The sequence below is a fragment of the Bordetella bronchialis genome (assembly GCF_001676705.1).
Lineage (GTDB): Bacteria > Pseudomonadota > Gammaproteobacteria > Burkholderiales > Burkholderiaceae_B > Bordetella_C > Bordetella_C bronchialis.
In genome coordinates this window covers 834912-858859 of sequence record NZ_CP016170.1, presented here as the reverse complement: position 1 = coordinate 858859, position 23948 = coordinate 834912, and the positions used below count along the sequence as shown (strand labels likewise).

The following is a 23948-nucleotide window of genomic DNA, read 5'->3' as shown; positions in this document are numbered from 1 at the left end:
AAGCCCGCGCTGCCGCAAGCGCCGTGCCGCCACGCCGATGGATGAACGCGGATCAGGCGCCGCGGCCCCCCAGCGCCATCCCCTGCCCCGCCATGACGCCCTAGCCCTGTGCCTTGCGGGCGGGACGGTGGCCGGCCGCCTCCAGGATCAGCGCGGTAATGGTGTCCGGATGCGAGATCAGGGACAGGTGGCTGGCCTTGACCTCTATGGTCTTGGCGCCCATGCGCTTGGCCATGAAGCGCTCCAGGTCCGGATTGATGGTGCGGTCCTCGGTGGACACGGCGTAGAAGCTGGGCTTGGACCGCCAGGCCGCGTTGGTCGTCTTGCCCGCCAGCAGGGCCTTGTGGAACGGCTGCTGCACGGCATACAGCACCATGGCCTTGGCACGGGGCAGGTCGCCGGCGAAGTCGCGCAGGAAGGCCTCCTGGCTCAGGCGGCCTTCGTCGCCGTCGAAGACGATGCCGGCGGACGCCGGCGGCGTGGGGAACTTGGCGGCGAGCTGGGAATAGTCCTCGCCCGCATCCGGCGCGCGCGCCGCGACGTAGACCAGCGACGACACGTTCGGGTGGACGCCGGCTTCCGTCACCAGCATGCCGGAGAACGAGTGGCCCACCAGCACGGTCGGGCCATTCTGCCGCGCCAGCACCCGTTGCACCGCCTCCACCGCCTCTGGCAGCGTTGTCAGCGGGTTCTGCACGGCGGTCGCGTTCATGCCGGCGGCCTGCAGCCGCGCGATGACTTCGGTCCAGCAGGACCCATCGGCGAACAAGCCATGCGCCAGGACTACGTTCTTGGCCTGGACGACAGGCCCCTTGGCCGTGCCTTCCGTGGCGGGCGCGGCCTGCGCGACCTGCCGCATGCCGGGAAGAATGGTGGAAGCCGCGGCGCCAGCCAGCGCGGCGGCGAACGCGCGTCGATTCATCGTCATGGTCAATATCCTTTTAAGCGAGGCCCGGCCAGCATACGTGGATGAGCGGGCGCCGTTATTAAATTTCCCGTGAGATTCTCGACAGGAAGCTTAACGGCGCGGGGATGCCGGCTTCCTCGGCGCAACCCGTGGCGATGCCGGCTTTTCCGGTGCGGCCCGCCGCGGCGATGCCGGCTGCCGCGGCTCCGCCTTGCCCGGGGACGGTCGCCCCTTTGCCGCCCGCCGCAGGCAATGCATCAACTGTTCGGATACCGCCGTTGGAACGACGTCGCGCAGGGCGATGATGCCGACGGCCGGCAGTTCTACCTCCACGGCCAGCCCCAGCACGGACAGCGTGCCGGCCTGTTCGAACTCGCGCGCCGCGCTCTCCGCCATGAAGCCGACCGCCCCGCGCCGGCGCACGAAGCCCGCCACCGCCTGGTAGGACCAGGACTCGATGATGTCCTCCGGCGGCTGTACGCCATAGCGATAGAACTGCTGTTCCAGCTTGACGCGCAGCGAAGCCCAGGGTGGCGGCATCACGCAGGGCATGGCCGCCAGCTGCGGCCAGGACAATTTGCGGCGGCCCGCCAGCGGATGGCCGGGCGCGACCACGGCCACCATGGGTTCGTCGTACAAGGCTTCCGTCGTCAGATCCGGCGCGGCATAGCCCGGCTCCAGGCGGCCGACGAACAGGTCGATCTCCCCCAGGCGCAGCTTGGGCAGCAGATTCGTCAGGTCGCCCGTTTCGACCAGCACGGTGGCGCGCGCGCTGTGGCGCTTGAGCAGGTCCACCGCATCGGCCAGCAGGGGCGACAGGGCCACACCCATGGCCCCCACGCGCACCCGGCCCGCGGCGCCGCTTTCCAGCGCGGCGATCTCGTCGCGCGTGCGCTCGTACTGCGCCAGCACGGACCGGGCGAAGCGCACCATCGCCACCCCGGCCTGCGTGGGCTCGGTGCCGCGCGTCGACCGCATGAAAAGCACCTGGCCCAGCATGGCCTCGATTTCCGTCAGCATGCGTGACACGGCGGGCTGGCTGACGGACAGGAATTCCGAGGTGCGCCCCAGGTGGCGGAATTGGTCCAGCGCCACCAGCAGTTGCAGATGCCGCAGCTTGATGTTGCTACGCAGGACACGGTCGAGTTGGGCCATGCCAGCCAGTGTACTTAACCAACATGTTATGCAGCAATACGGTTTCCTGATTGGAATGTTATGCAATCGGCCGCCACAATGCGGGGCAAGTCCGGGCGGCAGATCCGGGCCATCAACCGAAAGCGAGGAGACGATGAAAAAAGACCCTGCGATCCAAGCGCTGCGCCGCACCCTGCTGCTGGGCGCCGCCGCCACCGCGGCCGCCGTCCTGCTGCCGCGCGGCGCGCGGGCGGCCGGCTTCCCCAACCGCCCCATCACCTTTATCTGTCCCTGGGCCGTGGGCGGCACGGCCGACCAGTCCATGCGCGTGCTGTGCCAGGCCGCGGCCAAGGCGCTGGACCAGGCCATCGTGGTGGAGAACCGCGCCGGCGCGTCGGGCATGATAGGCGCGAAGGCGCTGGCCAGCGCCAAGCCGGACGGCTACACCATCGGGCAGATCCCCATCTCGGTGACACGCTTCTCGCAATTGGGCATGCTGGCCGCGGATCCCCGCACCGACTTCACCTACATCGCGCGGACCTCCGGGCAGACCTTCGGCATCGTGGTCAAGGCGGATTCGCGATTCAAGACCCTGGCGGATATGGTGCAGTACGCCAAGGCGCATCCCGGCGTGGTGACCTACGGCCATGCCGGCGTGGGCGGCGCCACGCACGTGGGCATGGAGCAGTTCGCCCTGGCGGCCGGCATCCAGCTGAACGCCATCGCCTACAAGGGCGGCGCCCCGGCCCTGCAGGACCTGCTGGGCGGCCAGATCGATATGCTGGCCGACTCCAGTTCCTGGGCCCCGCAGGTGGAAGCCGGCAATCTGCGCCTGCTTGCGACCTGGGGCGCGCAGCGGCCGCCGCGCTTCAACAACAGTCCCACGCTGAAGGACCTGGGCTACGACGTCGTGGTCGATGCGCCCAACGGCGTGGGCGCGCCCAAGGGACTGGATCCCGCCGTGGAACAGGTCCTGCGCGAGGCCTTCCGCAAGGCGGTCGCCAGCGAGGAATTCAGGCAGATCGCCGACAAGCTGGATGCGCCGGTCATGTACCTGGACGGGCCGGACTACCAGCGCTACGTCGCCCAGGTCTATGGCCAGGAAACCCGATTGATCGAACGCCTGCGCCTGAAGGCCATGCTGCAGCAGAGCTGAACCGTGACGCCATCCCCGCTTATCCGCTTGCATCCCAACGACAATGTGCTGATCGCCCGCGAGCGCCTGGGCCTGGGCCAATCCGTGCCCGGCCACGATCTGCGCATACGCGCCCAGGTGCCGGCGGGCCACAAGATCGCCGCCCGGCGCATCGCCCGCGGCGAAGCCGTGCGCAAGTACGACGTCATCATCGGCGTGGCGGGCCGCGACATCGAGGCCGGCGACCACGTACACACCCATAACGTGGAGCTGGCCGATTTCCATCGGGATCCGGCATTCGGACAGGACGCCGTGCCCGTGGCCCTTCTGCCGGAAGCGCGACAGGCCCGCTTCATGGGGTACGTGCGCGCGGACGGCCGCGTGGGGACGCGCAATTTCATCGGCATCCTGTCGTCGGTCAATTGCTCCGCCACGGCGATCAAATCCATCGCGGCGCATTTCGACGCCGCGCGGCTGGCCGGCTATCCCAATGTCGACGGCGTCGCGGCCTTCGCGCACACCAGCGGCTGCGGCATGTCCTCGCCCAGCGAGCACTTCGACGTGCTGCGGCGCACGCTGGCCGGCTACGCGCGGCATCCCAACCTGGCCGGCGTGCTGATCGTCGGCCTGGGATGCGAGCGCAACCAGGTCGACGCGCTGGTCGATACCCAAGGCCTGGCCGGCGATCCCCGCGTGCGCACGCTGGTCATGCAGGACACCGGCGGCACGCGGGCGACCATCGCGGCCGGCATCGCGGCCATCCAGGACATGCTGCCCGCCGCCAACGCCTGCCGCCGCACCGAAGTCCCCGCGCGCCACCTGAAGATAGGCCTGGAATGCGGCGGCTCGGACGGCTTCTCCGGCATCACGGCCAACCCGGCGCTGGGTGCGGCGATGGATATCCTGGTGCGGCACGGCGGCACGGCCATCCTGTCCGAAACGCCGGAGATCCATGGCGTGGAATACCTGCTGACGCGGCGCGCCGTCAGCCGCGAGGTCGGCGAAAAACTGCTGGCCAGGCTGGCATGGTGGGAACGCTACGCCGCGGGGCAGAACGCCCAGTTCAACGGCAAGGTCGGCCATGGCAACCAGCAGGGCGGCCTGGCGAATATCTTCGAGAAATCGCTGGGCTCGGCCATGAAAGGCGGCAGCACGCCCTTGCAGGCGGTGTACGAATACGCCGAGCCGATAGACCGGGCCGGCCTGGTCTTCATGGATTCCCCGGGCTACGACCCGGTCGCCGTCACGGGACAGATCGCCAGCGGCGCGAACCTGATCTGCTTCACCACCGGCAGGGGCTCGATGTTCGGCTCCAAGCCGGCGCCGACGCTGAAGCTGGCCAGCAACACGCCCATGTACCGCCGCCTGGAGGAAGACATGGACATCGATTGCGGCCCCGTGCTGGACGGCGCGCTGAGCGTCGCGCAGATGGGCCAGGTCATCTTCGACCGGATCCTGCAGGCCGCGTCGGGGCAGCGCACCAAGAGCGAGCTGCTGGGCCTGGGCGACCATGAATTCGTGCCCTGGCACCTGGGCATCGTCAGTTGAACCGAACGGCGCGCCGCGCGGCGGGCCACCGACGGCCGGCCCCGGCAACGCGGCGCGTTTCCCCCATCGTCCTATTTGTCGAGGCGCATCCATGCCTGCCCTGAATCCCTTCAAATCCGCCCTGGCGGCCGGTACGCCGCGCATCGGCCTGTGGCTTTCCATGGCCGACCCCTATCTGGCGGAAGTCGCGGCCACCGCGGGTTTCCACTGGCTGCTGATCGACGGCGAGCACGCACCCAACGATATGCGCAGCACGCTGCAGGCGCTGCAAGCCATCGCCGCCTATCCGTCGCAGCCCGTCGTGCGCGTGGTCGACAGCGATCCCGCGCGCATCAAGCGCATGCTGGATATCGGCGCGCGCACCCTGCTGGTGCCCATGGTGGACACGGCGGAACAGGCCCGCGCGCTGGTCGCCGCCACGCGCTATCCGCCGCGCGGCGTCCGTGGCGTGGGCAGCGCGGTGGGGCGCGCATCGCAATGGAGCTTGCGCGGCGATTACCTGGCGGTGGCGGACGACGAAATCTGCCTTCTGGTGCAGGCGGAAACCGTCACCGCCCTGCAGAACCTGCCCGCGCTGTGCGGCACCGACGGCGTGGACGGCGTATTCATCGGCCCCGCGGACCTGGCCGCCTCCATGGGGCACCGCGGCAATCCCGGCCATCCGCAGGTCCAGGCAGCCATCGAGGCCGCGATGCGCACCATCGTGGCCTCCGGCAAGGCCGCCGGCACGCTGACCTCCGATCCCGCGCTGGCGCGGCGCTACCTGGAACTGGGCTGCACCTTCGTGGCGACCGGCGTGGATGTCCTGCTGTTCGCCGGCGCGGCGCGCAAGCTGGCGCGGGATTTCGACTGCTGACCGCGGCCGCCCGACACAAGTTGCCGGTCGCACAGTGCCGCGGACGGACCGCCGGTGTCCGCCGGCCGCGCCGGATCCGCTACATTGTGGGATCCGCCGCCCGCCATCCCCCCGCGGCGCCAACCCGCCCCCATAACGGAGACACGCAGCATGACCACACACGCCGACGCAGGCAGGCTGATACGCGAGGCCAATTTCATCGATGGCGCCTGGGTGCCGGGACGCGGCCAGCGCCGCTTCGCCGTCATCGACCCCGCCACCGGCAGACGGATCGCCGACGTTCCCGATAGCGGCCCGGACGATGCCCGCGCCGCCGCCGATGCGGCCGCGGCCGCCCTGCCCGGCTGGCGCGCCCGCCTGCCGCGCGAGCGCGCCGAACTGCTGCGCCGCTGGCACGCGCTGATCCTGGACAACCAGGACGCCCTGGCCACGCTCATATCCACGGAACAGGGCAAGCCCCTGGCGGAGGCGCGTGGGGAGGTCGCCTACGGCGCCTCCTACGTGGCATGGTTTGCCGACGAAGCCACCCGCATCTATGGCGACATCATCCCGGACCAGCAGCGCGGCAAGCGCATGACGGCGATCAAGGAGCCCATCGGGGTGGTGGCCGCCATCACGCCGTGGAATTTCCCGCTGGCCATGATCGCGCGCAAGATCGCGCCGGCCCTGGCCGCCGGCTGCACCGTCGTGGGCAAGCCGGCCGAGGACACGCCGCTGACCGCCCTGGCCCTGGCGCAACTGGGACAGGAAGCCGGTTTTCCGCCCGGTGTGCTCAACCTGCTGACGGCATCCCGCGAGCGCGCGTCCGAGACCGTCGGCGCTTGGCTGGAGGATACGCGCGTGCGCAAGATCACGTTCACCGGTTCCACGCCCGTGGGCAAGCACCTGGCGCGCGAATCCGCCGCGACGCTGAAGAAACTGTCGCTGGAGCTGGGCGGCAACGCGCCCTTCATCGTGTTCGAGGACGCCGACCTTAAAGCCGCCGTCGCCGGCGTCATGGCCGCCAAGTTCCGCAATGGCGGCCAAACCTGCGTCTGCCCCAATCGCGTCTATGTGCATTCCGCCGTGTACGACCGCTACGCGGAGATGCTGTGCGAGCAGGTAGCGGCCCTGCGCGTCGGTCCGGCCACGGATGCCGCCAGCCAGATCGGCCCCATGATCAACGCACGCGCGGTCGACAAGATCGCGCGCCATGTGGACGATGCGCGCGAACGCGGCGCCCGCGTGCTGACGGGCGGCAAGCGGCTGACCGAGCTCGGCCCCAACTACTACGCCCCCACGGTGCTGGGCGAGGCGGACGCCTCCATGGTCCTGTGCGGCGAGGAAACCTTCGGGCCGGTCGTCCCGCTGTTCCGCTTCGACGACGAAGCCCAGGCCGTGGCCGCCGCCAACGATACGCCCTTCGGGCTGGCCTCGTATTTCTACACCCAGGACCTGCGGCGCATCGAGCGCGTATCGCGCGCGCTGGAATCGGGCATCGTCGGCATCAATGAGGGAGCGCTGGCCTCCGAAGCCGCGCCCTTCGGCGGCGTGAAGGAATCGGGCTACGGCCGCGAGGGATCGAAGTACGGCCTGGACGACTATCTTTCCATCAAGTACCTGTGCCAGGGCGGGCTGGCATAGCGCGAGCCGGCGCCGCGCGGTCCGTCACGGCAGGACATTGTCCTGGATGACGGCGCGGCGCACGCCGGCGCGGCGCACCCCGGCGCGGGCGCCGGCCAGCCCTGGCGGGCCGGTCCGCCCGCCAGGGTCCGCCCGCCCGGGTCCGCCCCCTTCATCCGCCCGGCGTCAGCACCACCCGAAAGCGCGCCTTGCCGCTCATCATCCGCTCGTAGGCCTCGGCCGCGCGGGACAGCGGGAATTGCTCGATCATCGGCTTCACCCCGGACAAGGCGCTGAACGCCAGCGTTTCCTGCGAGTCCGCCGCGGTGCCGGACGGCCAGCCCTGCACGGTGTTGCGGCCCATGATGAACTGCGCCACGGGGACCTCCACCGGCTCCTGCGAAATGCCCACCATGATCAGCTTGCCGTTGCGGCCCAGTCCGCCGATGGCGGCGCTCATGGCCTTGCCGCTGGTCACCGTGGCCAGGATCACCCGGGCGCCGCCCAGGGCGCGCAGGGCCTCGCCCACGTCCTGGGCCGCGCTATCGACATAGTGATGCGCCCCCAGTTCGCGCGCCAGCGGCGCCTTGTCCTGGCCCCGGGCAATGGCCACCGTGACGAATCCCATCTTGCGCGCGAACTGCACGCCCAGATGCCCCAGCCCGCCGATGCCCAGGATGGCTGCCACGTCGCCCGCGCGCGCGCCACTGTTGCGCAAGGCATTGAAGGTCGTGATGCCGGCGCACAGCAGCGGCGCGGCGTCGACATCGGCCAGGTCGTCGGGCATGCGCGCCAGCGCTTCCTGGGGCGCCACCATGTATTCGGCGTAACCGCCGTCGTAGCTGATGCCCGGCACCTGCCCGTTCTCGCACAGCACGAAATCGCCATGGCGGCAGTTTTCGCAATGGCCGCAATGGCCGCCGTGCCAGCCCACGCCGACGCGCTGGCCGGCCTGCCAGCCCTGCACGCCGGTGCCCAGCTTGTCGATCACGCCGGCGATCTCATGGCCCGGCACGCGGGGATACCGCAAGCCCGGCCACAGGCCTTCCTTGGTCAGCGAATCGCTATGGCATATTCCGCAAGCCTGCACCTTGACCCGCACCTGTCCCGCGCCGGGCTCCGGCAACTCGCGGTCGACGAGCTCCAGCGGACCGTTCGCTTGCGCTACCTGCACTGCCTTCATGGTCGGCATCGTTCTCTCCTGTTGTGAAAGAATGCCGCGGCGCCCCCGGCGTGCCGGTATCCGCGGATACCCGGCCGGGCGGCCAATGCCGCGCCCTCGCCCCGGGGCCACGATAGCGCCATTTGGCGGCGCATGGCAGCACCGGCCGCGTATCGCCCCGGACGCCGGGACGGATCCTCAATCGCTATCGGAAGGCGGAGGCGGCGCCGAGGCGCGCGCGCTGGGGCCGGCCAGCAAGGGATAGGGATTGATGGCGCCGCCCGCCGGATAGATGCCGTAGTGCAGGTGCGGCGGCGTGCCCTGGGCGTTGCCGGTATTGCCGACATAGCCCAGGACGCTGCCCGGCATGACGTGCGTGCCCCAGCGGACATCGGCGTAGCCATCCAGATGGGCGTAGTAATGCATCTGGCGGCCCGGCCCCAGCACCCACACCACCTTGCCGCCCAGCCGGTTGGTGCCCACCCGCGTGACGATGCCTTCGGTGGTGCTGGTCACGGGCGTGCCGCGCGGCGCGAAGATGTCGACGCCCTGGTGCCGGCGGCCCTCGGAACGCGCGGCGTTCCAGGTATCGGCCAGTTGGCGCGGCGCGACGCCGCGCACCGGCACGGGCAGCGACGCGGGCGGATCCTGCAAGGCAAGGCGGGCCATATGCCAGGGCGCGCGCCAGGGGTCGGGCAGGCGCGGCCAGGCCCACCACGCCGCCACGGCCAGGACGGCGAACATCAGCAGGCGGATCGAGGCTGCCATGGCAGTGCACAAGCGGGTTCCGGGACGTCCAGTGTACGGCCCCGGGCGCCGTGGCACCGCAAAGAAGAACGGCGGCGGGGCCGCCTGCCCCGCCGCCGTTCGCGGCACCGCTACGCCGTGGCTGCCTTACTTGAAGGCCGCCCCCGGATCGTCCTGGCCGCCGCCGTAGACGCTGCCGCCGTAGCCGCCCTGCACGTCTATCTTCACGGACGCCGGATCGACCTGGGACTGGTCGCCCTTGTAGTGCATCACCATGGCGGGCATCAGCATCACCGCGGCCACCATCAGCAGCTGGATGACGATGAACGGCACCGAGCCCCAATAGATCTGCCCGGTGGTCACCGGCGCGATCGTGCGCCCGGTCACCTTGTCGCGGTACGGATCCTTGGGCGCGACCGAGCGCAGGTAGAACAAGGCAAAGCCGAAGGGCGGATGCATGAACGAGGTCTGCATGTTCACCGCCAGGATCACCCCGAACCAGATCAGGTCTATGCCCATCTTGTCGGCCACCGGCCCGAGCAGCGGCACGATGATGAAGGCCAGCTCGAAGAAGTCCAGGAAAAACGCCAGCACGAAGGTCAGCACGCTGACCACGATCAGAAAGCCCCACTGCCCGCCCGGCAGGCCGGTCAGCAGGTGCTCCACCCACAGGTCGCCGTTCACGCCGCGGAAGGTCAGGCCGAACACCGTGGAGCCCACCAGGATGAACACCACGAAGCACGACAGCTTGGTGGTCGTGTCCATCGCCTGCTTGAGCAGGTTCAGCGTCAGCCGCTTGCGCGCCACCGCCATGGCGATCGCCCCGACCGCGCCCATCGCCCCGCCCTCGGTGGGCGTGGCCACGCCGATGAAGATCGTGCCCAGCACCAGGAAGATCAGGAACAGCGGCGGGATCATCACGAAGGTGACCCGCTCGGCCAGCGCCGACAACAGCCCCAGGCGCAGCACCTTGTTGACGATGGCGATCACGAAGGCCGTCAGCCCCCACAGCAGCAGGCTGAGCACGATGCGCTCGTCGGCCGGCGCCGTGTCGTTCTCCATCCACTGGCCCAGCGCCCAGGCCACCGCCACGGAGATGGCCATCAGCACCAGCAGCGAGCGGCCCCCGCGCGTGCCGTTGGCCTCGCGAAAGCGCCGCGCCTCCTCGGGCAGCGCCGGCGCCGAGGCCGGCTTGATCACGCACATGATGGCCACGTACACCACGTACAGCCCCGCCAGCACGAAGCCCGGCACCATGGCCGCGCGGTACATGTCGCCGATGGACCGGCCCAGCTGGTCGGCCAGGATGATCAGCACCAGCGACGGCGGGATGATCTGCGACAAGGTCCCCGAAGCGGCGATCACCCCGCTGGCCAGCCGCCGGTCGTAGCCGTAGCGCAGCATGATGGGCAGCGAGATCAGCCCCATGGAGATCACCGAGGCCGACACCACGCCCGTGGTGGCCGCCAGCATCGCGCCCACGAACACCACCGCGAAGGCCAGGCCCCCGCGGATGGTGCCGAACAGCTGCCCGATGGTCTCCAGCAGGTCCTCGGCCATGCCGGATCGCTCCAGCACCAGCCCCATCAGCGTGAAGAACGGCACCGCCAGCAGCGTGTCGTTGGAGATGATGCCGAACACCCGCTGCGGCAGCGCCTGGAACAGCGCCGGCGTCAGCAGCCCCAGCTCGATGCCGATCAGCCCGTACAGGATGCCGTTGGCCGCCAGCGCGAAGGCCACCGGAAAGCCCAGCAGCAGGAACACCACCAGGGTGGCGAACATGATGGGCGCCAGATTGGCGATAAAGAATTCCATCTCAACGCCCCCCGTCGCGCGGCTGCGCCACCGCCGCGGCCGCGGCCGCTTCGCGCGCCTGCGCCTCGCGCGCGATTTCCTCGGCCAGCTCTTCCTCGGCCGAGCGCGCGCCTTCGCGCCGCGTCGGGTCCTCGCAGCGGCCCAGCAGGAAGCCCACGCACTTGATCAAGTGCGAGACCCCCGCCAGCACCAGCAGCGCGAAGCCCGCCGGAATCAGCAGCTTGACCGGCCAGCGCACCAGCCCCCCGGAGTTGGAAGACTGCTCGTTGGTCAGCCACGATTCCGTGAACACCGGCCAGGACAGCACCAGGATCAGCACGCAGGCCGGCAGCAGGAAAAACACCACCCCGAAGATCTCGATCCAGATCTGCTTGCGCCGCGACAGCCGCGACGACAGGATGTCCACCCGCACGTGCTCGTTCTTCAGGAGCGTATAGCCCGAGGCCAGCAGGAACATGGCCCCGAACATATACCACTGCAGCTCCAGCCAGGCGTTCGAGCTGGTGTGCAGCACCTTGCGCACCACCGCGTTGCCCGCGCTCACCAGCACCACCAGCAAGGTCACCCACGTTACCGCGCGGCCCACGCGCAGGTTTATCGCGTCGATCAGACGCGATATGGCAAGTAATGATTTCATTGCTGCTCGCTTACTTGCCGCCGTTGCGTCCTATCGTGCCCATGTAGCCGTCGAAGCTGCCGTCGGCGACGCGGAACCAGGGGATCTCGTTGTCGCGGAAGGCCACCATGCTGTCGTAGAGCTTCTTGAACATGGGGCTCTTGGCGCTCATTTCCGCATAGACCTTTACGGACTCGGCATAGCACGCGTCCATCACGGACTTGGGGAAGGCGCGCAGCTGCGCGCCGTTGGCGATCAGGCGGCGCAGCGCGGCCGGGTTCTCGGCATCGTACTTGGCGATCATGTCGTTGGTCGCGGCGGCCGAGGCCTGCTCCAGCACGGCCTGGTAGTGCTTGGGCAGCTTGTTGTAGGCCTCCTGGTTGACATACAGGGATACCTGCAGCGTGCCTTCCCACCAGCCGGGGAAGTAATAGTATTTGGCGACCTTGTTGAAGCCCAGCTTTTCGTCGTCGTAGGGGCCGATCCACTCGGCGCCGTCGATCGTGCCTTTTTCCAGCGCGGGATAGATGTCGCCGCCGGCGATCTGCTGCGGCACCACGCCCAGGCGCGACAGCACCGCGCCCGCGAAGGCGCTCATGCGGAATTTCAGGCCCTTCAGGTCGTCCACCGACTTGATCTCGTTGCGGAACCAGCCGCCCATCTGCGTGCCGGTGTAGCCGCAGGGGAAGTTGACGATGTTGTAGGTCTTGAACAGCTCGCGCAGCAGCTTCAGGCCGTCGCCATGGCGCATCCAGGCGTTCATCTGGCGGGTGTTCAGGCCGAAGGGCACGGCGGCGTCGAAGCTAAGCGCCGGATCCTTGCCGAAGTAGTAGTACGAGGCGCTATGGCCGCACTCCACCGTCCCGTTCTGCACGCCGTCCAGCACCTGCAGCGCCGGCACGATTTCTCCGGCCGGGAAGGCGCGGATGTTGAACTTGCCGCCCGTGGCTTCGCCCACGTACTTGGCCAGGTTCTCCCCGCCGCTGTAGATGGCGTCGGCGCTGCGCGGAAAGCTGGAGGCCAGCCGCCAGTTGATGGTGGGGGATTCCTGGGCGAAAACGGGAGAGGCGAGGGTCGCGCCACCGGCGGCGGCGCCAAGGGTGGCCTTTTTCAGGAAGGAACGGCGTTGCATCGAGGATGTCTCCTGGGTGTAGGACGGAATGGCTACGGGCCGCCGTCCGGGTAGGGCGGGGCCCGATTATGGATTGATTGTGTAGACAAGCTTTCGGGAAGCTGTCTTTTGGGGCGTCATCTTAAGGGGGAGGACGCCCGCTCGCGCTTGCGGATAACCCTTAATAATTGTTAATGGCGCACCATATTGGTGCTTTCTTTGGGTTTAATCCGCTGTTTCCGCCCCGTTCCGGGCCGTGACGGCCCAGTCTCAGGAGAAATGAACCGAAATCCCGCCCAGCTTGCCGTAGTCGGCATGCAGGGTGTCGCCGGCGCGCACCGCCACCGTGCGGGTGAAAGACCCGGCCAGGACCACGTGCCCCGCCTGCAGGCCGGCATCGTGCTGCGCCAGCTTGTTGGCCAGCCAGGCGATGCCCAGGCCGGGATGTCCGAGTACCGCCGCCGATACGCCGGACTCCTCGATCACCCCATTCTTAAGCAGTATCGCGCCCACCCAGCGCAGGTCGATGTCCATGGGCCGCACCGGCCGGCCGCCCAGCACGATGCCGGCGCAGGCGGCGTTGTCCGCGATGTTGTCGACGATGGTGCGGGGATACTTGCTGCGGCCGTCGATGATCTCCAGCGCCGGCACCACGTAGTCCGTGGCGTCCAGCACGTCGAACAGCGTCACGTCGGGGCCGCGCAAGGGCTTGCCCAGGACGAATGCCAGTTCGACTTCCACGCGCGGCACGATCAGGCCGGCGGTGGAAATGGTCTGGCCGTCCTGGAAGAACATCGTGTCCAGCAGGTGTCCATAATCGGGCTCGTCGATGCCCACGGTGCTCTGCATGGCCTTGGACGTCAGGCCGATCTTGTGGCCGCGCAGGCGCGCGCCCTGGGCCATCTTGCGATCGATGACGCGCTTCTGCACCGCATAGGCGTCGGCGATCTCCATGCCGGGGAAAGTCTGGGCCAGCTGCGTGGCCGGTTCGCCGCTACGCTCGGCCGCCAGCAGCAATTCGGCCGCGCGGTCGCGGTCCTGGTCGTTCAGCATGCGGGTTCCTTGTCATGGGCCTGTTCGTCGGCCACGGGATTGGACAGGATGCCGATACCGGGCACCTCCACCTCCACCACGTCGCCCGGCTTCAGAAAACGCGGCGGATCGAAACGCACGCCCGCGCCCACGGGCGTGCCCGTGGAGATCACGTCGCCGGGCTCCAGGGTGGTCCAGATCGAGATGTAGCGGATCAGCTCCGCGAACGGGAACATCAGGTTCGCGGTGGTGTCGTGCTGCCGCTGCTCGCCGTTGACGCGCGTGGTGACGGTCAGCGGCGCGGCCGGATCGAAGGCATCGGCCGTGACCATCCACGGCCCCATCGAGCCGCTCGCATCGAAGTTCTTGCCTTGCGTGACGTTGAACTTGCCATGCCGCAGCCAGTCGCGCACCGTGCCCTCGTTGGCGCAGGTCAGCCCGGCGACGTGGGACCATGCATCGGCCGCGGCGATGCGGCGGCCGCGCCTGCCGATGACGATGGCGATCTCGCCCTCGTAATCCAGTTGCGCCGATTCCGGCGGGCGCAGCAGGGGCTGCCCATGCCCCACGAAGGAACCCGGAAAGCGCGGGAACACGCTGGGATAGGCGGGCGGCGCGCTGCCGTCCTTGTATTCCTCGTTGCGGTTGCCGTAGTTGACGCCGACGCAGATGATTTTTTCCGGAGCGGGGATGGGCGGCAGCAGCCGGACCTGGTCGATCCGCAGGGTGGCCGGCAGGCCGGCGGCGCGCTCGGCCAGCGCGGGCAGTGCCTGCGCGGCGAGCGCCGCGCGCAGGTCGGCATGGCCCTGCCCGCCCAGGTCGACGATATCTTGCTCGCCGCGCAGCAGGCCGAAGCTTGCGCGGCCCCGGTGTTCGAAGGAAAGCAGTTTCATTTGTCGAATCCGAAGAGTTCGGCGGGGTTGTCGACCAGTATCTTGCGCAAGGTGGCCTCGTCGCCGGCGTAGCGCGCAAGCTGGTCCACCAGGCGGCCTTCGTCCGGCGTGGCCTTGACCGAGACCGGATGCGGCCAGTCGCTGCCCCAGATCACGCGATCGGGATTGGCCTGGATCAGCGCGCGTGCCAGCGGTACGACATCGTCCCAGGGCTCCCCCTGACGGGAGAGTTTCTCCGTCAGGGACAGCATCACCCAGAAGTTGCCCCGCTTCAGCAGCTCTTCCAGCGTGCGCCGGCTGGGATCGTCCGCGCCGGCGGCCGGATCGGCGCGGCCCATATGGTCGATCAGCACCGGGATATCCAGGTCCTGGAACTGCGCGACCTGGGCCATGATGCCGTCCGGCTCGGGCTGGAATTTGGCGTACCAGCCCAGTTCGCGCAGGCGCGCGATGGAGCGCTGGAACACCGCGGGCTCCATGCTGATGCCCAGGCCTTGCCGGGTATAGCGCGCGCCGCGCACGCCGGCATCGTGCAGCCTGGCGATATAGGCGTCGTCGCGCTCGGCCAGGACGGCCGCATTGGCGCAGCCGCGGTATCCCGGGCCGGCCACGGCCAGGCCGTCCAGGACCACCTGGTGGTCGGCGCCGTAGGTCGTCGCCTGCACGATCACGCCGCGCTGTATGCCCAGCAGGCGATGCAGGCGCAAGGCCACCTCGATGGTGGCGCCCGGCATCTCGTAGGCCGCGCCGGGGCGCACCGGATAACGGTCGGCCGGCCCGAAGACATGGAACTGGCTGTCGCAGGCGCCGGCGGGCAGCCGCGTGCGCGGCGCGGTGGGCTGGGGCTGGAAGGATTGATACCGCGTCATGCCGCGTCCTCCAGGCCCACCACGGCGATGAAGTCGCATTCGACCAGCTTGTCGCCGTCCAGGGCGGCCTGCATGGTATGGCGGGCCGGCCGGTTGGCCGGATCCGGAAACGCCCGCAGCCAGGCGGCGTTCAGCGCCGCGCGCTGGCCGCGGTCGCGCATCCACACCGTCATCTTGATGATGTCGGCCAGCGAACCGCCGCCGGCCTCGACGATGCGGCGTACGTGATCGAACATCAGTTCGCACTGCCGTTCCAGCGTGTCGCCATAGGCGCCGCTGGCCGGGTCCGTGCCCTGGATGCTGCCCGAATAAATCATGCTGCCGATGCGGCAGGCGGCCGGGATGGGGTTCTTGTGGCTGAAGCCCTCGGCGTAGATGCTGCGTCTCGTCATCGCGTCGTCCCTTTGCGTGTTCAGTTGGCCGTGATGCCCGCGCGCTCGATGATGGGCGTCCAGCGCGCGTCCTCGGCGGCCAGGTAGCGGGTGAATTCCTCCGGCGTGCTGCCGCGCGCTTCCGCCCCCAGTTCGTCGAAGCGCTTGACGATGTCCGGCTGCTTGAGGATGCCGGCCAGCGCGCGGCTCAGCTTGTCCAGCACCTCCGGCGGCGTGCCCTTGGGCGCCAGCAGGCCCGTGAAGGTCGATGCCTCCATGCCCGGTATGCCGGCCTCCGCGAAGGTGGGAACGTCGGGCAAGGACGGCACGCGCTTGGCCGCGGTCACGGCCAGGGCGCGCAGCCGGCCGTCCTTGATGAACGGCGAGGCCACCGAAATCTGGTCGAACTGGAAGTCCACCTGCCCGCCCAGCAGATCGGTGTTGGCGGGCGCATTGCCCTTGTATTGCGCCGTGGTCCAGCGCGCGCCCGTCACGTGCTGCAGCAGCTCGCTGACCAGGTGGTTGGTGGTGCCCGCGCCCGGCGAGGCCATGGTCAGCTTGCCCGGCTCCTTCTTCGCCAATGCGATCAGCTCGCCCACGCTCTTGACCGGCAGCGAGGGCTTGACCTCCAGCACGAGCGGGGTATACGAGATCGAACTGATGGGCGCGAAGTCACGGTCCCATTTGTAGGCATTGCGCTTGAAGATCAAGGGGCTGAACAACAGCGGCCCGTTGGCGGCCATGAACAGCGTGTAGCCGTCCGGATCGGCGCGGGCGACGAACTCGCCGGCGATCATGCCGCCGGCGCCGGGCTTGTTCTCGACGATGAAGGGTTGCCCCAGCGCGGCCTGCAGGCCGGGGCTGATCAGCCGGGCCGCCACATCGACGTTGCCGCCGGGCGGATAAGGCACGACGATGCGGACGGGCCGTTCGGGCCAGGCGGCGTGCGCGGAGGAAGCCAGGCCGGCCAGCGCGATGGCCGCGCAGGTTCCGGCCAACAGGGTACGGATCATGAAGGTGTCTCCGGTCGTCGGGTATGTCGATCTTGTGGGAAGACACTCTAGGAACTCGCCGCCGCCACGACAACGCCAAACTCGAAAAAAAGTCCGTATATTGGACTTAATCGCCGAATCGGCGGGAGACCCGCTTCGGATCGAGCTGAAGAAACACCGAAAATATCCGGCCGGACGTGCTAGCCTTGCAGCACAACGCCCCCACGGATAGTTCAATAGTTGGACACCATTCAGCCGACCCCGCCATGCATATCGCCGCGCCCGATCTCACGCCCGAACAGACCTACAAGCTATTGAGCGGCATCGTCGTGCCACGGCCCATCGCCTGGATCAGCAGCCTGGGCCCCGGCGACCGGGTCAACCTGGCGCCCTTCAGCTGCTTTACCTTCCTGTCGAATACGCCGCCCATGCTGGGCGTGAACATCGGCCGCAAGGCGGGCCAGCGCAAGGACACCGCGCGCAACATCCTGGCCCACCGCCATTACGTAGTGAATATCGGCGACGAAACCCTGCTCGACGCCATCCACGCCAGCGCGGAGGAACATCCGCCGGAAATCAGCGAGGCCGATCTCCTGGGCCTGGAAGTATTGCCCAGCGACGTCATCGCCACGCCGCGCCTGGCCGCCGCACCCATCAGCATGGAATGCCGCTTCCACAGCGTCACGCCCTACGGCGACACCGGCGCGGAATTCTTCGTCGGCGAAGTACTGGTCTTCCATATCCGCGACGGCCTGGCACGCGATGGCAAGATCGATACGGAGCAGCTGCGGCCGGTGTGCCGCATCGGCGGACCCAACTATGCATCGCTGGGACCCATCGTCAGCAAGCGGACGATACGGCAGACGCCGAAGTCCGTCATGACGGCCGAAGCGCGCGCCGCGACGGCGCCCGCCGATCCGCCCCAGGCGGTGGCCGGTACCGTCGCGACGCCCGGTGCCGGCGCAACCCGTCCGGCCGCCTCGGACAAGGCCCGGCCATGATGCGCGGCGCCTCCGGCACGGCTGCGCGGGCATCGGCCCGTCGCCAGCGCGGCGGCACCACCGCGGACGCGAAGGCGCAGGACGGGAAAACGGCAAACGTCGACACGCCGGGCGTCGATACGCCGGGCGGCGATACGTCCGGTGACCACACGTCCGGCGTCGATACGCCGGGCGTCGATACACCGGCGGGCGCGCAGACGGTCCGGCGCGCCGTGGCCCTGCTGCGCCTGGTGGCCTGCGGGCAGGAGCGTGGCACCCGGCTTATCGATCTGGTGCGCATGTCCGGCCTGAACCGGCCCACGGTGCACCGCCTGCTCAAGGCCCTGATGCAGGAAGGCGCCATCGAGCAGGATGCCGGAACGCGCCGCTACCTGATCGGTCCGGAAATCAGCTTGCTGGGACTGGCGCGCACGCGCCGCTTCCCGCTGCTGACCCTGGCCGAGCCCTACCTGATCGAACTGGCGCATGACGTCGGCGACACGGTCTTCCTGAGTATCCGCCACGGCCATGACTCCATCTGCATCGGCCGCCGCACGGGGCATCACCCCATCCAGGTGCTGTCCATCGAAGTGGGGGTGCGGCGCCCGCTCGGGGTGGGCGTGTCGGGCGTGGCGCTGCTGGCCAGCCTGCCGGAACAGGAAAGCGCCGCCCTGATCGCCGCCAACGCCGCCCGCCTGGCGGTGCTGGGCGAAAAGCCGGCGGACATCCAGGCGCGCGTCGCCAAGGCGCGCGCCAGCGGCATCGCGCACGCCCCCGCCGGCCTGATGCCGGGCACCAGCGCCGTGGCCGTGCCCATCCCCGGCCCGCGCGGCGGCGCGCTGGGCGCCGTCACGGTCACCGCCATGGCCAACCGGCTGACGGCCGATCGCTACACCGAGGTCGTCGAACGGATGCGCGTGGCCGCGCGGGCCATCGCGCGCCGGTATTCGGAGGCCGCCGCAGGCGCCAAGGGCTGATGGCCGCGGCGCCCGCCGGCGCCTGCTTTCATTCGCCGCGCACGGGATTGGACAGGCAGCCCACGCCGCTTACCTCCACCTCCACCACGTCGCCCGCCTTCAGGAACACGGGCGGATTGCGCTTGAAACCGACGCCGCCCGGGGTTCCCGTGACGATGACGTCACCCGGCTGCAGCGTCGTGAAGCGCGAGGCATAGTGCACCAGGCGCGGGATATCGAAGATCAACTGCGCGGTCGTGGCGCGCTGCACGACGGCTCCGTTCAGCCGCGTCTCCAGGCCGAGCTCGGCGCCGTCGGCGATTTCGTCGCGGGTCGTCATCCAGGGCCCGAAAGCCCCGGTCCCATCGAAGTTCTTGCCCGGCGTCCACTGGGTCGTGTGCTGCTGCCAGTCCCGCACCGAGACATCGTTGTACGGCGCATAGCCGGCGATATGCGACCAGGCGCGATCCTGCGCGATATGGCGGCCCGGCCGGCCGATCACGATCGCGATCTCGCCTTCGTAGTCCACCTGGTCCGAGGCCCGCGGAACCACGATGGCATCGCCATGGCCGATCTGCGAGCTCGCCACGCGCAGGAACAGCGTCGGTTCGCCGGTGGGCGCGCGGTTGGTCTCGCGCCGATGTTCCTCGTAGTTCAGGCCCACGCAGAGAATCTTGCCGGGATCGGGAATCACCGGCAGCAGGCGCAGCCGCTCCAGCGCGATGCGCGGATGTGCCGGGTCAGGCGCGCGCAGGCCTTGCCACGCATCGTTCCCTTCCGCCAGCAGCGACTTCAGGCTCGCATGCCGCCCGCCCGTCCATGCCTGTCCGTCGACGACCTGGCCGTCGCGGTCCAGCATGCCCCAGCCGGGCCGGCCTTCATGGATGTAGCTCAGTAGTTTCACGTCTTGCTCCTGGTCGAATTGATGGCATGCTTGCCGGCACGCCGGGTTGCGCGGGCAGGCCCCCGGCAAAAAAGGAGGGGACACGCCCATGAATGTCACGATCAAGCAGCTGCGGGCCTTCATCAATGTGGTCAATGCCGGCAGCTTCACGGAAGCGGCCAAGCGCATGTACGTCACGCAGTCCGCGCTCAGCCTGCTGCTGCGCGACCTGGAGGCCGAGCTCGGCTTCCGCCTGCTGGACCGCAACAGCCGCCGCATGCAGCTCTCGACCATGGGCGCGGAGTTCTATCCGCTGGCGATCAAGGTCGTGGACGACCTGGACGCCGCCATCAACAACACCTTGCAGCTGCACGAGCGCCAGCGCGGCAGCGTGGTCATGGCCTGTACGCTGCTGTACGGCCAGGCCCTGATGCCGCAGATCCTGGCCGCTTTCGCGCAGCGCTATCCCGCGATCAAGGTGCGCATGCTGGATCTTCCCAACGAGCAGGTGCTGGCCCGCGTGGCGGCCGACGAAGCGGATCTCGGCGTCGCGCCGCAGCGCCCCACCCCCGCCGGCCTGGTGCAGGAACGCCTGTTCCAGGACCGCATCCAGTTGATCTGCCCGCAAGACCACCCGCTGGCGCGCCGCAAGCGCGTGACGTGGGCCCAGGCCCTGGCCCATCCCTTCATCAGCCTGCCGCTGGACTTCACCGTGCGGCTGCAGGCCGACCTGCTGGCGTGGTCGAAATCGCTGACGCTGAATCCCAGCCATTCCGTGTCCTACCTGACCACCGCGCTGGGCATGGTGAAGTGGGGCCATGGCCTGACGGCATTGCCGTCGTATTCGACGCCGCTGCTGACCGCGTACGGCCTGGCCGGCGTCCCGGTGCGCGACCCGGTCATCCACCGGCAGATCTCGCTGTTCACCAAGCGCAGCCGCAGCCTGTCGCCGGCCGCGGCCAGCCTGATGGACTTCATGCACGAATTCATGGCGCGGGCGGAATGACCGGCACGGACTACATGTCCAGCACCAGCTCCGGATCCAGGCTGCCGGAGCAGCAGATCATCATGCTGGCGCCGGCGGCTTTCTCGGCCTCGCTCAATACCTGGTCGCGGTGGTCCGGGCGGCCGGCCAGCACGGCCGTTTCGCAACTGCCGCAAACGCCCTGTCCGCAGGCATGCGGCGGCTGCAGGCCGGCCTCGATCAGGGTTTCCAGGATGCTGCGGCCCGGCATCACGCGCACGGACCGCCCGCTACGCGCCAGCCGCACGGCATAGCCTTCGCCCACGGCCGGCGCCGCGGCCGGACCGAACTGTTCCAGATGCACGCGCTCGGCCGGCAGCGCCGCGGCATGCAGGCGGAAGGCCTCCAGCATGGGCGTCGGCCCGCAGCAATAGACGTGCGCGCCGGCGGGCAATGCCGCGAGCGTGGCCGCGATATCCAGGCGGCGCGGCGACGGTACCGCGTCGAAATAGGTGTGCACGCGCGGGTCGCCTTGCAGTTCTTCCAGGTAGGCGGCGGCGCCGGGATGCCGGGCGCAATAGTGCAGTTCCCAGGGCCTGCCGAGCGTTTCCAGCCGCCGGATCATGCAGCGTATCGGCGTGATGCCGATGCCGCCCGCGATCAGCACCGACGCCTGCGCCGCTTCGTCCAGTTCGAACAGATTGCGCGGCGGATCGGCCGCCAGCACCTGCCCCACCCGCGCCGCCTCATGCAGGTAGCGCGATCCCCCGCGGCTGTGCGCATCCCGGTTCACCGCGATGACATAGCGATGGCGCTCGCCGGGGCAGTTGGTCAGCGAATAGCAGCGCGACAGGCCCACCGGCAGGTGCAGGGTCAGGTGCGCCCCCGCCGTGAAAGCCGGCAAGGGGCCGCCGCCGTCGTCCACCAGTTCATAGCTATGGATGGCCTGGGCCTCTTGCGCGATGGCGCGGATGCGCAGCTTCAATCGGGCTTCCATCGTCATGCCTGCCTTGTCCCGGAACCGGAGCGGTCAGCCCGCCTTGATACCGGCGGCACGCGCGACGCGCCCCCACTTGTCGTACTCGGACAGGAAAAAGCGCCGGAAGTCGTCGGTGGAACCGCCGGCCACTTCGGCTCCCTGCGCGACCAGCTCCTTGCGCAGGGCGGCCTGCGCCAGGACCTGGTCCGCCGCCTGCGACAGGCGCGCCACCACCTCCGGCGGCATGCCGGCCGGCCCCAGCAGGCCGAACCAGGTACCGGCCTCGAATCCCGTGATGCCGGCTTCCTGCATGGTGGGCACATTGGGCATCAGCTGGGACCGCTCGCCCAGCGTGATGGCCAGCGCGTCCAGCTTGCCCGCCTGCACCTGCGGCAGCGCCGACACCAGCACATCGAACATCACGTTGACCTGGCCGCCCACCACATCGACCAGGCCGGGCGCGCTGCCCTTGTAGGGCACGTGGACCATGTCCACGCCCGTCAGCGACTTGAACAGCTCGCCCGCGAGGTGTCCCGCGCTGCCGATGCCGAAGGACGCATAGGTCACCTTGCCCGGATTCTTGCGCGCGGCCTCGATCAGATCCTGCACGCTCTTGAAGCCCAGCTTGGGATTGGCCACCAGCACCAGCGGCGCCTTGGCGATCAGCTTGATCGGCGTGAAGGCCCGCACCGGGTCGTAGGGGACTTTTTCATAGGCATGCGGGGTCACCGTCAAAGGCCCCGCGGCGCTGAGCAACAGCGTGTAGCCGTCCGCCGGCGCCTTGGCCACCAGATCCTGCCCTATCATGCCGCCCGCGCCGGCGCGGTTCTCCACCACCACCGGCTGCCCCAGGCGTTCGGCCAGGCCCTTGGCGACCAGGCGCGCGGTACTGTCGGTGGAGCCGCCCGCGGCATAGGGCACGATCAGGCGGATGGGCTTGTCGGGATAGCCCGCCGCGCCGGCACAGGCGGCGAAGGCCAGCGCCAGGCCGGCGCAAAGACCACGCATCAGGGTTTTCATAGTGTCTCCTCGGGATGGATGCGATGCGGCGCCTCTGTGGACGCTCGCGAAGTTGCGCTCAGGCGTCTGCCTGCTCGACGCGGCCGGTAATACTGCCGAAACGTTCCTGCATGATGTCCTCGAACGACCGCCCTTCGCTGGCGACCCAGCTGCCGGAACGCAGGCGATAGGCCTCGTGGCACCAGGGCGCCCGCGGCTCCGTTCCCTGCGCCAGGGCGCGCGCGCCCGCCAGCAGCGTGCGGCGCAAGCGCACGATGGCGGCGTCCGTGGCGGTCAGGTGTTCGCGGGTGCGGTCGGCGATGCGGCCCTGGCTTTCCTGGATCATCGCGTCCTGTTCCGCCACGCCGCGCACGCCGGTATAGGTCTTGTGCTTTTGTTCCTGCCGGTCCAGCAGGTAGCCGTTGGACAGGTTGCGCAGCGGGATGAAGCGTTCGTCCACCTCGGCCACCACGCCGTGCCCGCCCTTGAGCTGGGCGATTTCCGCGGGCGTCAGGTCCCGCTCCGGGTTCCACACGTAGGTGTAGATCCAGCAGGCATGGTCGTCGATGGGCACGAAGGTGTAGCCGAAGTAGTTTTCGCCCGGCAAGGTGGAAGGCGTGGTGCTGTGCGACGGCAGCGCGAACTGCGCCGTGCGCCAGTAGATATCCTGCCCGTCGGCGCGCCGCGCCCCGCCCACCACGAATCCCACCTCGTGATCCAGGATGGAGAACCGCGGCATGGGATCGCGCCGTATCCAGGCCAGCCGCCTTTCGTCGGCCGGCGCATCGGCATTGTCGTTGGACGGGACGTTCGGCGCCGGCATGTGCAGGAAGGAAAAGTGCGAGGTATCCAGCGCCCCTTCCAGCGCCTGGGCCCAGTTGCACTCCTGCCGTTTCTTGGTCACGTAGCGGCGGCTGGCGGGCAGCGTGCCGAACTCCAGCCGCGGCACCTCCGGCAGCGTACCGTCCTGCGGCACCGGCCCCAGATAGGCCCAAACGATCTCGCCGAATTCGCGGGTAGGATAGGCCTTGATGGCCATGGTCTTGTGGTAGTTGGAATCCGGCGCGACGTTGGGCAGGTCCATGGCCTTGCCGTCGACCCCGAACTTCCAGCCATGGAAGACGCAGCGCAGGCCGCAGTCCTCGTTGCGGCCGTAGTACAGGTCCGCGCCGCGATGCGGACACACGGGCTCCACCAGCCCGACCCGTCCGCGGGTATCGCGGAAGGCCAGCAACTGCTCGCCCATGATTTGCACGCGTATGGGCGGCCCGTCCGGCTCCGGCAGTTCGCGCGACAGCGCGACCGGCTGCCAGTAGCGGCGGAAGTACTGCCCCATGGGTCGGTCGGGGCCGGTCAGCGTAAGCAGGTCGTTATCGGCGGCGGTCAGCATGGCTAGT

22 protein-coding genes and 1 pseudogene are annotated in these 23948 nt (G+C 69.0%); 7 read left to right on the top strand and 16 right to left on the bottom strand.

Annotated features, from left to right (window positions below; translation table 11 throughout):
* Positions 1–100: 100 nt before the first annotated feature.
* Together BAU06_RS03730 and BAU06_RS03725 are read right to left on the bottom strand one after the other, a co-directional pair.
* On the bottom strand, positions 101–928 hold the full coding sequence (locus BAU06_RS03730; RefSeq protein WP_066344459.1) for an alpha/beta fold hydrolase: 828 nt from the start codon (positions 926–928) through the stop codon (positions 101–103).
* A 90-nt stretch (positions 929–1018) separates the two neighbouring features.
* Positions 1019–2062 carry a LysR substrate-binding domain-containing protein gene (locus BAU06_RS03725; protein WP_066344458.1) on the bottom strand — a complete coding sequence of 348 codons (1044 nt, stop codon included), beginning with the start codon at positions 2060–2062 and terminating at the stop codon, positions 1019–1021.
* Between the two features lie 133 nt (positions 2063–2195).
* On the opposite strand from BAU06_RS03725, the gene BAU06_RS03720 reads away from it, so the two are divergent.
* The 4 genes from BAU06_RS03720 (at position 2196) to BAU06_RS03705 (ending at position 7203) form a co-directional block, all read left to right on the top strand.
* Positions 2196–3197, top strand: a complete 1002-nt coding sequence (locus BAU06_RS03720) for a tripartite tricarboxylate transporter substrate binding protein (RefSeq protein WP_066344457.1) — start codon at positions 2196–2198, stop codon at positions 3195–3197.
* 3 nt (positions 3198–3200) lie between these two features.
* The gene (locus tag BAU06_RS03715) at positions 3201–4724 is read left to right on the top strand and encodes a UxaA family hydrolase (protein ID WP_066344455.1); all 1524 of its coding nucleotides are present in this window, start codon (positions 3201–3203) and stop codon (positions 4722–4724) included.
* A gap of 91 nt (positions 4725–4815) precedes the next feature.
* Positions 4816–5580 (top strand): aldolase/citrate lyase family protein, encoded by a 765-nt coding sequence (locus BAU06_RS03710; protein WP_066344453.1) that lies wholly within the window; start codon positions 4816–4818, stop codon positions 5578–5580.
* A 150-nt stretch (positions 5581–5730) separates the two neighbouring features.
* On the top strand, positions 5731–7203 hold the full coding sequence (locus BAU06_RS03705) for an NAD-dependent succinate-semialdehyde dehydrogenase (RefSeq protein ID WP_066344451.1): 1473 nt from the start codon (positions 5731–5733) through the stop codon (positions 7201–7203).
* Positions 7204–7354: 151 nt separating this feature from the next.
* Here the strand turns inward: BAU06_RS03705 and BAU06_RS03700 are convergent, their stop codons facing one another.
* The 10 genes from BAU06_RS03700 to BAU06_RS03655 all read right to left on the bottom strand — a co-directional run bounded on the left by BAU06_RS03700 (position 7355) and on the right by BAU06_RS03655 (position 16811).
* Positions 7355–8374 carry an alcohol dehydrogenase gene (locus BAU06_RS03700; protein WP_066344448.1) on the bottom strand — a complete coding sequence of 340 codons (1020 nt, stop codon included), beginning with the start codon at positions 8372–8374 and terminating at the stop codon, positions 7355–7357.
* 168 nt (positions 8375–8542) lie between these two features.
* Positions 8543–9112, bottom strand: a complete 570-nt coding sequence (locus tag BAU06_RS03695; RefSeq protein ID WP_066344445.1) for a M23 family metallopeptidase — start codon at positions 9110–9112, stop codon at positions 8543–8545.
* Positions 9113–9238: 126 nt separating this feature from the next.
* Positions 9239–10906 carry a TRAP transporter large permease gene (locus BAU06_RS03690; RefSeq protein ID WP_066344442.1) on the bottom strand — a complete coding sequence of 556 codons (1668 nt, stop codon included), beginning with the start codon at positions 10904–10906 and terminating at the stop codon, positions 9239–9241.
* 1 nt (position 10907) lies between these two features.
* On the bottom strand, positions 10908–11543 hold the full coding sequence (locus BAU06_RS03685; RefSeq protein ID WP_066344441.1) for a TRAP transporter small permease subunit: 636 nt from the start codon (positions 11541–11543) through the stop codon (positions 10908–10910).
* Positions 11544–11553: 10 nt separating this feature from the next.
* On the bottom strand, positions 11554–12654 hold the full coding sequence (locus BAU06_RS03680) for a TRAP transporter substrate-binding protein (RefSeq protein WP_066344439.1): 1101 nt from the start codon (positions 12652–12654) through the stop codon (positions 11554–11556).
* Positions 12655–12903: 249 nt separating this feature from the next.
* Positions 12904–13686, bottom strand: coding sequence for a 2-oxo-hept-4-ene-1,7-dioate hydratase (hpaH, locus tag BAU06_RS03675; RefSeq protein ID WP_066344437.1), 783 nt, complete (start codon positions 13684–13686; stop codon positions 12904–12906).
* Positions 13680–14558 carry a fumarylacetoacetate hydrolase family protein gene (locus BAU06_RS03670; RefSeq protein WP_066344435.1) on the bottom strand — a complete coding sequence of 293 codons (879 nt, stop codon included), beginning with the start codon at positions 14556–14558 and terminating at the stop codon, positions 13680–13682. The genes hpaH and BAU06_RS03670 overlap by 7 nt, the downstream gene beginning before the upstream one ends.
* Positions 14555–15427 (bottom strand): amidohydrolase family protein, encoded by an 873-nt coding sequence (locus tag BAU06_RS03665; RefSeq protein WP_066344428.1) that lies wholly within the window; start codon positions 15425–15427, stop codon positions 14555–14557. The genes BAU06_RS03670 and BAU06_RS03665 overlap by 4 nt, the downstream gene beginning before the upstream one ends.
* The gene (locus BAU06_RS03660) at positions 15424–15819 is read right to left on the bottom strand and encodes a RidA family protein (RefSeq protein WP_066344426.1); all 396 of its coding nucleotides are present in this window, start codon (positions 15817–15819) and stop codon (positions 15424–15426) included. Before BAU06_RS03660 ends, BAU06_RS03665 begins: the two co-directional genes overlap by 4 nt.
* A 20-nt stretch (positions 15820–15839) precedes the next feature.
* On the bottom strand, positions 15840–16811 hold the full coding sequence (locus tag BAU06_RS03655) for a Bug family tripartite tricarboxylate transporter substrate binding protein (protein WP_066344423.1): 972 nt from the start codon (positions 16809–16811) through the stop codon (positions 15840–15842).
* 245 nt (positions 16812–17056) lie between these two features.
* Between BAU06_RS03655 and BAU06_RS03650 the strand changes: the two are divergent.
* Positions 17057–17683, top strand: a pseudogene (locus BAU06_RS03650) (flavin reductase family protein); the annotation flags it as partial.
* 104 nt (positions 17684–17787) lie between these two features.
* On the top strand, positions 17788–18747 hold the full coding sequence (locus tag BAU06_RS03645) for an IclR family transcriptional regulator (protein ID WP_231933993.1): 960 nt from the start codon (positions 17788–17790) through the stop codon (positions 18745–18747).
* A gap of 28 nt (positions 18748–18775) precedes the next feature.
* On the opposite strand, the gene BAU06_RS03640 is transcribed toward BAU06_RS03645, so the two are convergent.
* Positions 18776–19630: a fumarylacetoacetate hydrolase family protein gene (locus BAU06_RS03640; protein WP_066344420.1), complete on the bottom strand. Its 855-nt coding sequence runs from the start codon at positions 19628–19630 to the stop codon at positions 18776–18778.
* Between the two features lie 88 nt (positions 19631–19718).
* Here BAU06_RS03640 and BAU06_RS03635 point away from each other — a divergent pair, with 88 nt between their 5' ends.
* A complete protein-coding gene (locus tag BAU06_RS03635; protein ID WP_066344415.1) occupies positions 19719–20615 on the top strand; it encodes a LysR family transcriptional regulator in 897 nt (298 codons plus the stop codon).
* A gap of 10 nt (positions 20616–20625) precedes the next feature.
* Here the strand turns inward: BAU06_RS03635 and BAU06_RS03630 are convergent, their stop codons facing one another.
* Genes BAU06_RS03630 through BAU06_RS03620 form a run of 3 tightly spaced genes read right to left on the bottom strand, consistent with a single transcriptional unit; the run spans position 20626 to position 23941 of the window.
* On the bottom strand, positions 20626–21570 hold the full coding sequence (locus BAU06_RS03630; RefSeq protein ID WP_335617492.1) for a PDR/VanB family oxidoreductase: 945 nt from the start codon (positions 21568–21570) through the stop codon (positions 20626–20628).
* Between the two features lie 33 nt (positions 21571–21603).
* On the bottom strand, positions 21604–22572 hold the full coding sequence (locus BAU06_RS03625) for a tripartite tricarboxylate transporter substrate binding protein (RefSeq protein WP_066344407.1): 969 nt from the start codon (positions 22570–22572) through the stop codon (positions 21604–21606).
* Positions 22573–22630: 58 nt separating this feature from the next.
* Complete coding sequence (locus BAU06_RS03620; RefSeq protein ID WP_066344405.1) at positions 22631–23941, bottom strand: Rieske 2Fe-2S domain-containing protein; 1311 nt, start codon at positions 23939–23941, stop codon at positions 22631–22633.
* Positions 23942–23948: the final 7 nt, after the last annotated feature.

What these genes read in the sequence shown, in the direction of transcription:
- BAU06_RS03730 (WP_066344459.1), bottom strand. Translation starts at nt 928, where the DNA reads ATGACGATGAATCGACGCGCGTTCGCCGCCGCGCTGGCTGGCGCCGCG.
- BAU06_RS03725 (WP_066344458.1), bottom strand. Translation starts at nt 2,062, where the DNA reads ATGGCCCAACTCGACCGTGTCCTGCGTAGCAACATCAAGCTGCGGCAT.
- BAU06_RS03720 (WP_066344457.1), top strand. Translation starts at nt 2,196, where the DNA reads ATGAAAAAAGACCCTGCGATCCAAGCGCTGCGCCGCACCCTGCTGCTG.
- BAU06_RS03710 (WP_066344453.1), top strand. Translation starts at nt 4,816, where the DNA reads ATGCCTGCCCTGAATCCCTTCAAATCCGCCCTGGCGGCCGGTACGCCG.
- BAU06_RS03705 (WP_066344451.1), top strand. Translation starts at nt 5,731, where the DNA reads ATGACCACACACGCCGACGCAGGCAGGCTGATACGCGAGGCCAATTTC.
- BAU06_RS03700 (WP_066344448.1), bottom strand. Translation starts at nt 8,374, where the DNA reads ATGCCGACCATGAAGGCAGTGCAGGTAGCGCAAGCGAACGGTCCGCTG.
- BAU06_RS03695 (WP_066344445.1), bottom strand. Translation starts at nt 9,112, where the DNA reads ATGGCAGCCTCGATCCGCCTGCTGATGTTCGCCGTCCTGGCCGTGGCG.
- BAU06_RS03690 (WP_066344442.1), bottom strand. Translation starts at nt 10,906, where the DNA reads ATGGAATTCTTTATCGCCAATCTGGCGCCCATCATGTTCGCCACCCTG.
- BAU06_RS03685 (WP_066344441.1), bottom strand. Translation starts at nt 11,543, where the DNA reads ATGAAATCATTACTTGCCATATCGCGTCTGATCGACGCGATAAACCTG.
- BAU06_RS03680 (WP_066344439.1), bottom strand. Translation starts at nt 12,654, where the DNA reads ATGCAACGCCGTTCCTTCCTGAAAAAGGCCACCCTTGGCGCCGCCGCC.
- hpaH (WP_066344437.1), bottom strand. Translation starts at nt 13,686, where the DNA reads ATGCTGAACGACCAGGACCGCGACCGCGCGGCCGAATTGCTGCTGGCG.
- BAU06_RS03670 (WP_066344435.1), bottom strand. Translation starts at nt 14,558, where the DNA reads ATGAAACTGCTTTCCTTCGAACACCGGGGCCGCGCAAGCTTCGGCCTG.
- BAU06_RS03665 (WP_066344428.1), bottom strand. Translation starts at nt 15,427, where the DNA reads ATGACGCGGTATCAATCCTTCCAGCCCCAGCCCACCGCGCCGCGCACG.
- BAU06_RS03660 (WP_066344426.1), bottom strand. Translation starts at nt 15,819, where the DNA reads ATGACGAGACGCAGCATCTACGCCGAGGGCTTCAGCCACAAGAACCCC.
- BAU06_RS03655 (WP_066344423.1), bottom strand. Translation starts at nt 16,811, where the DNA reads ATGATCCGTACCCTGTTGGCCGGAACCTGCGCGGCCATCGCGCTGGCC.
- BAU06_RS03645 (WP_231933993.1), top strand. Translation starts at nt 17,788, where the DNA reads ATGATGCGCGGCGCCTCCGGCACGGCTGCGCGGGCATCGGCCCGTCGC.
- BAU06_RS03635 (WP_066344415.1), top strand. Translation starts at nt 19,719, where the DNA reads ATGAATGTCACGATCAAGCAGCTGCGGGCCTTCATCAATGTGGTCAAT.
- BAU06_RS03630 (WP_335617492.1), bottom strand. Translation starts at nt 21,570, where the DNA reads ATGGAAGCCCGATTGAAGCTGCGCATCCGCGCCATCGCGCAAGAGGCC.
- BAU06_RS03625 (WP_066344407.1), bottom strand. Translation starts at nt 22,572, where the DNA reads ATGAAAACCCTGATGCGTGGTCTTTGCGCCGGCCTGGCGCTGGCCTTC.
- BAU06_RS03620 (WP_066344405.1), bottom strand. Translation starts at nt 23,941, where the DNA reads ATGCTGACCGCCGCCGATAACGACCTGCTTACGCTGACCGGCCCCGAC.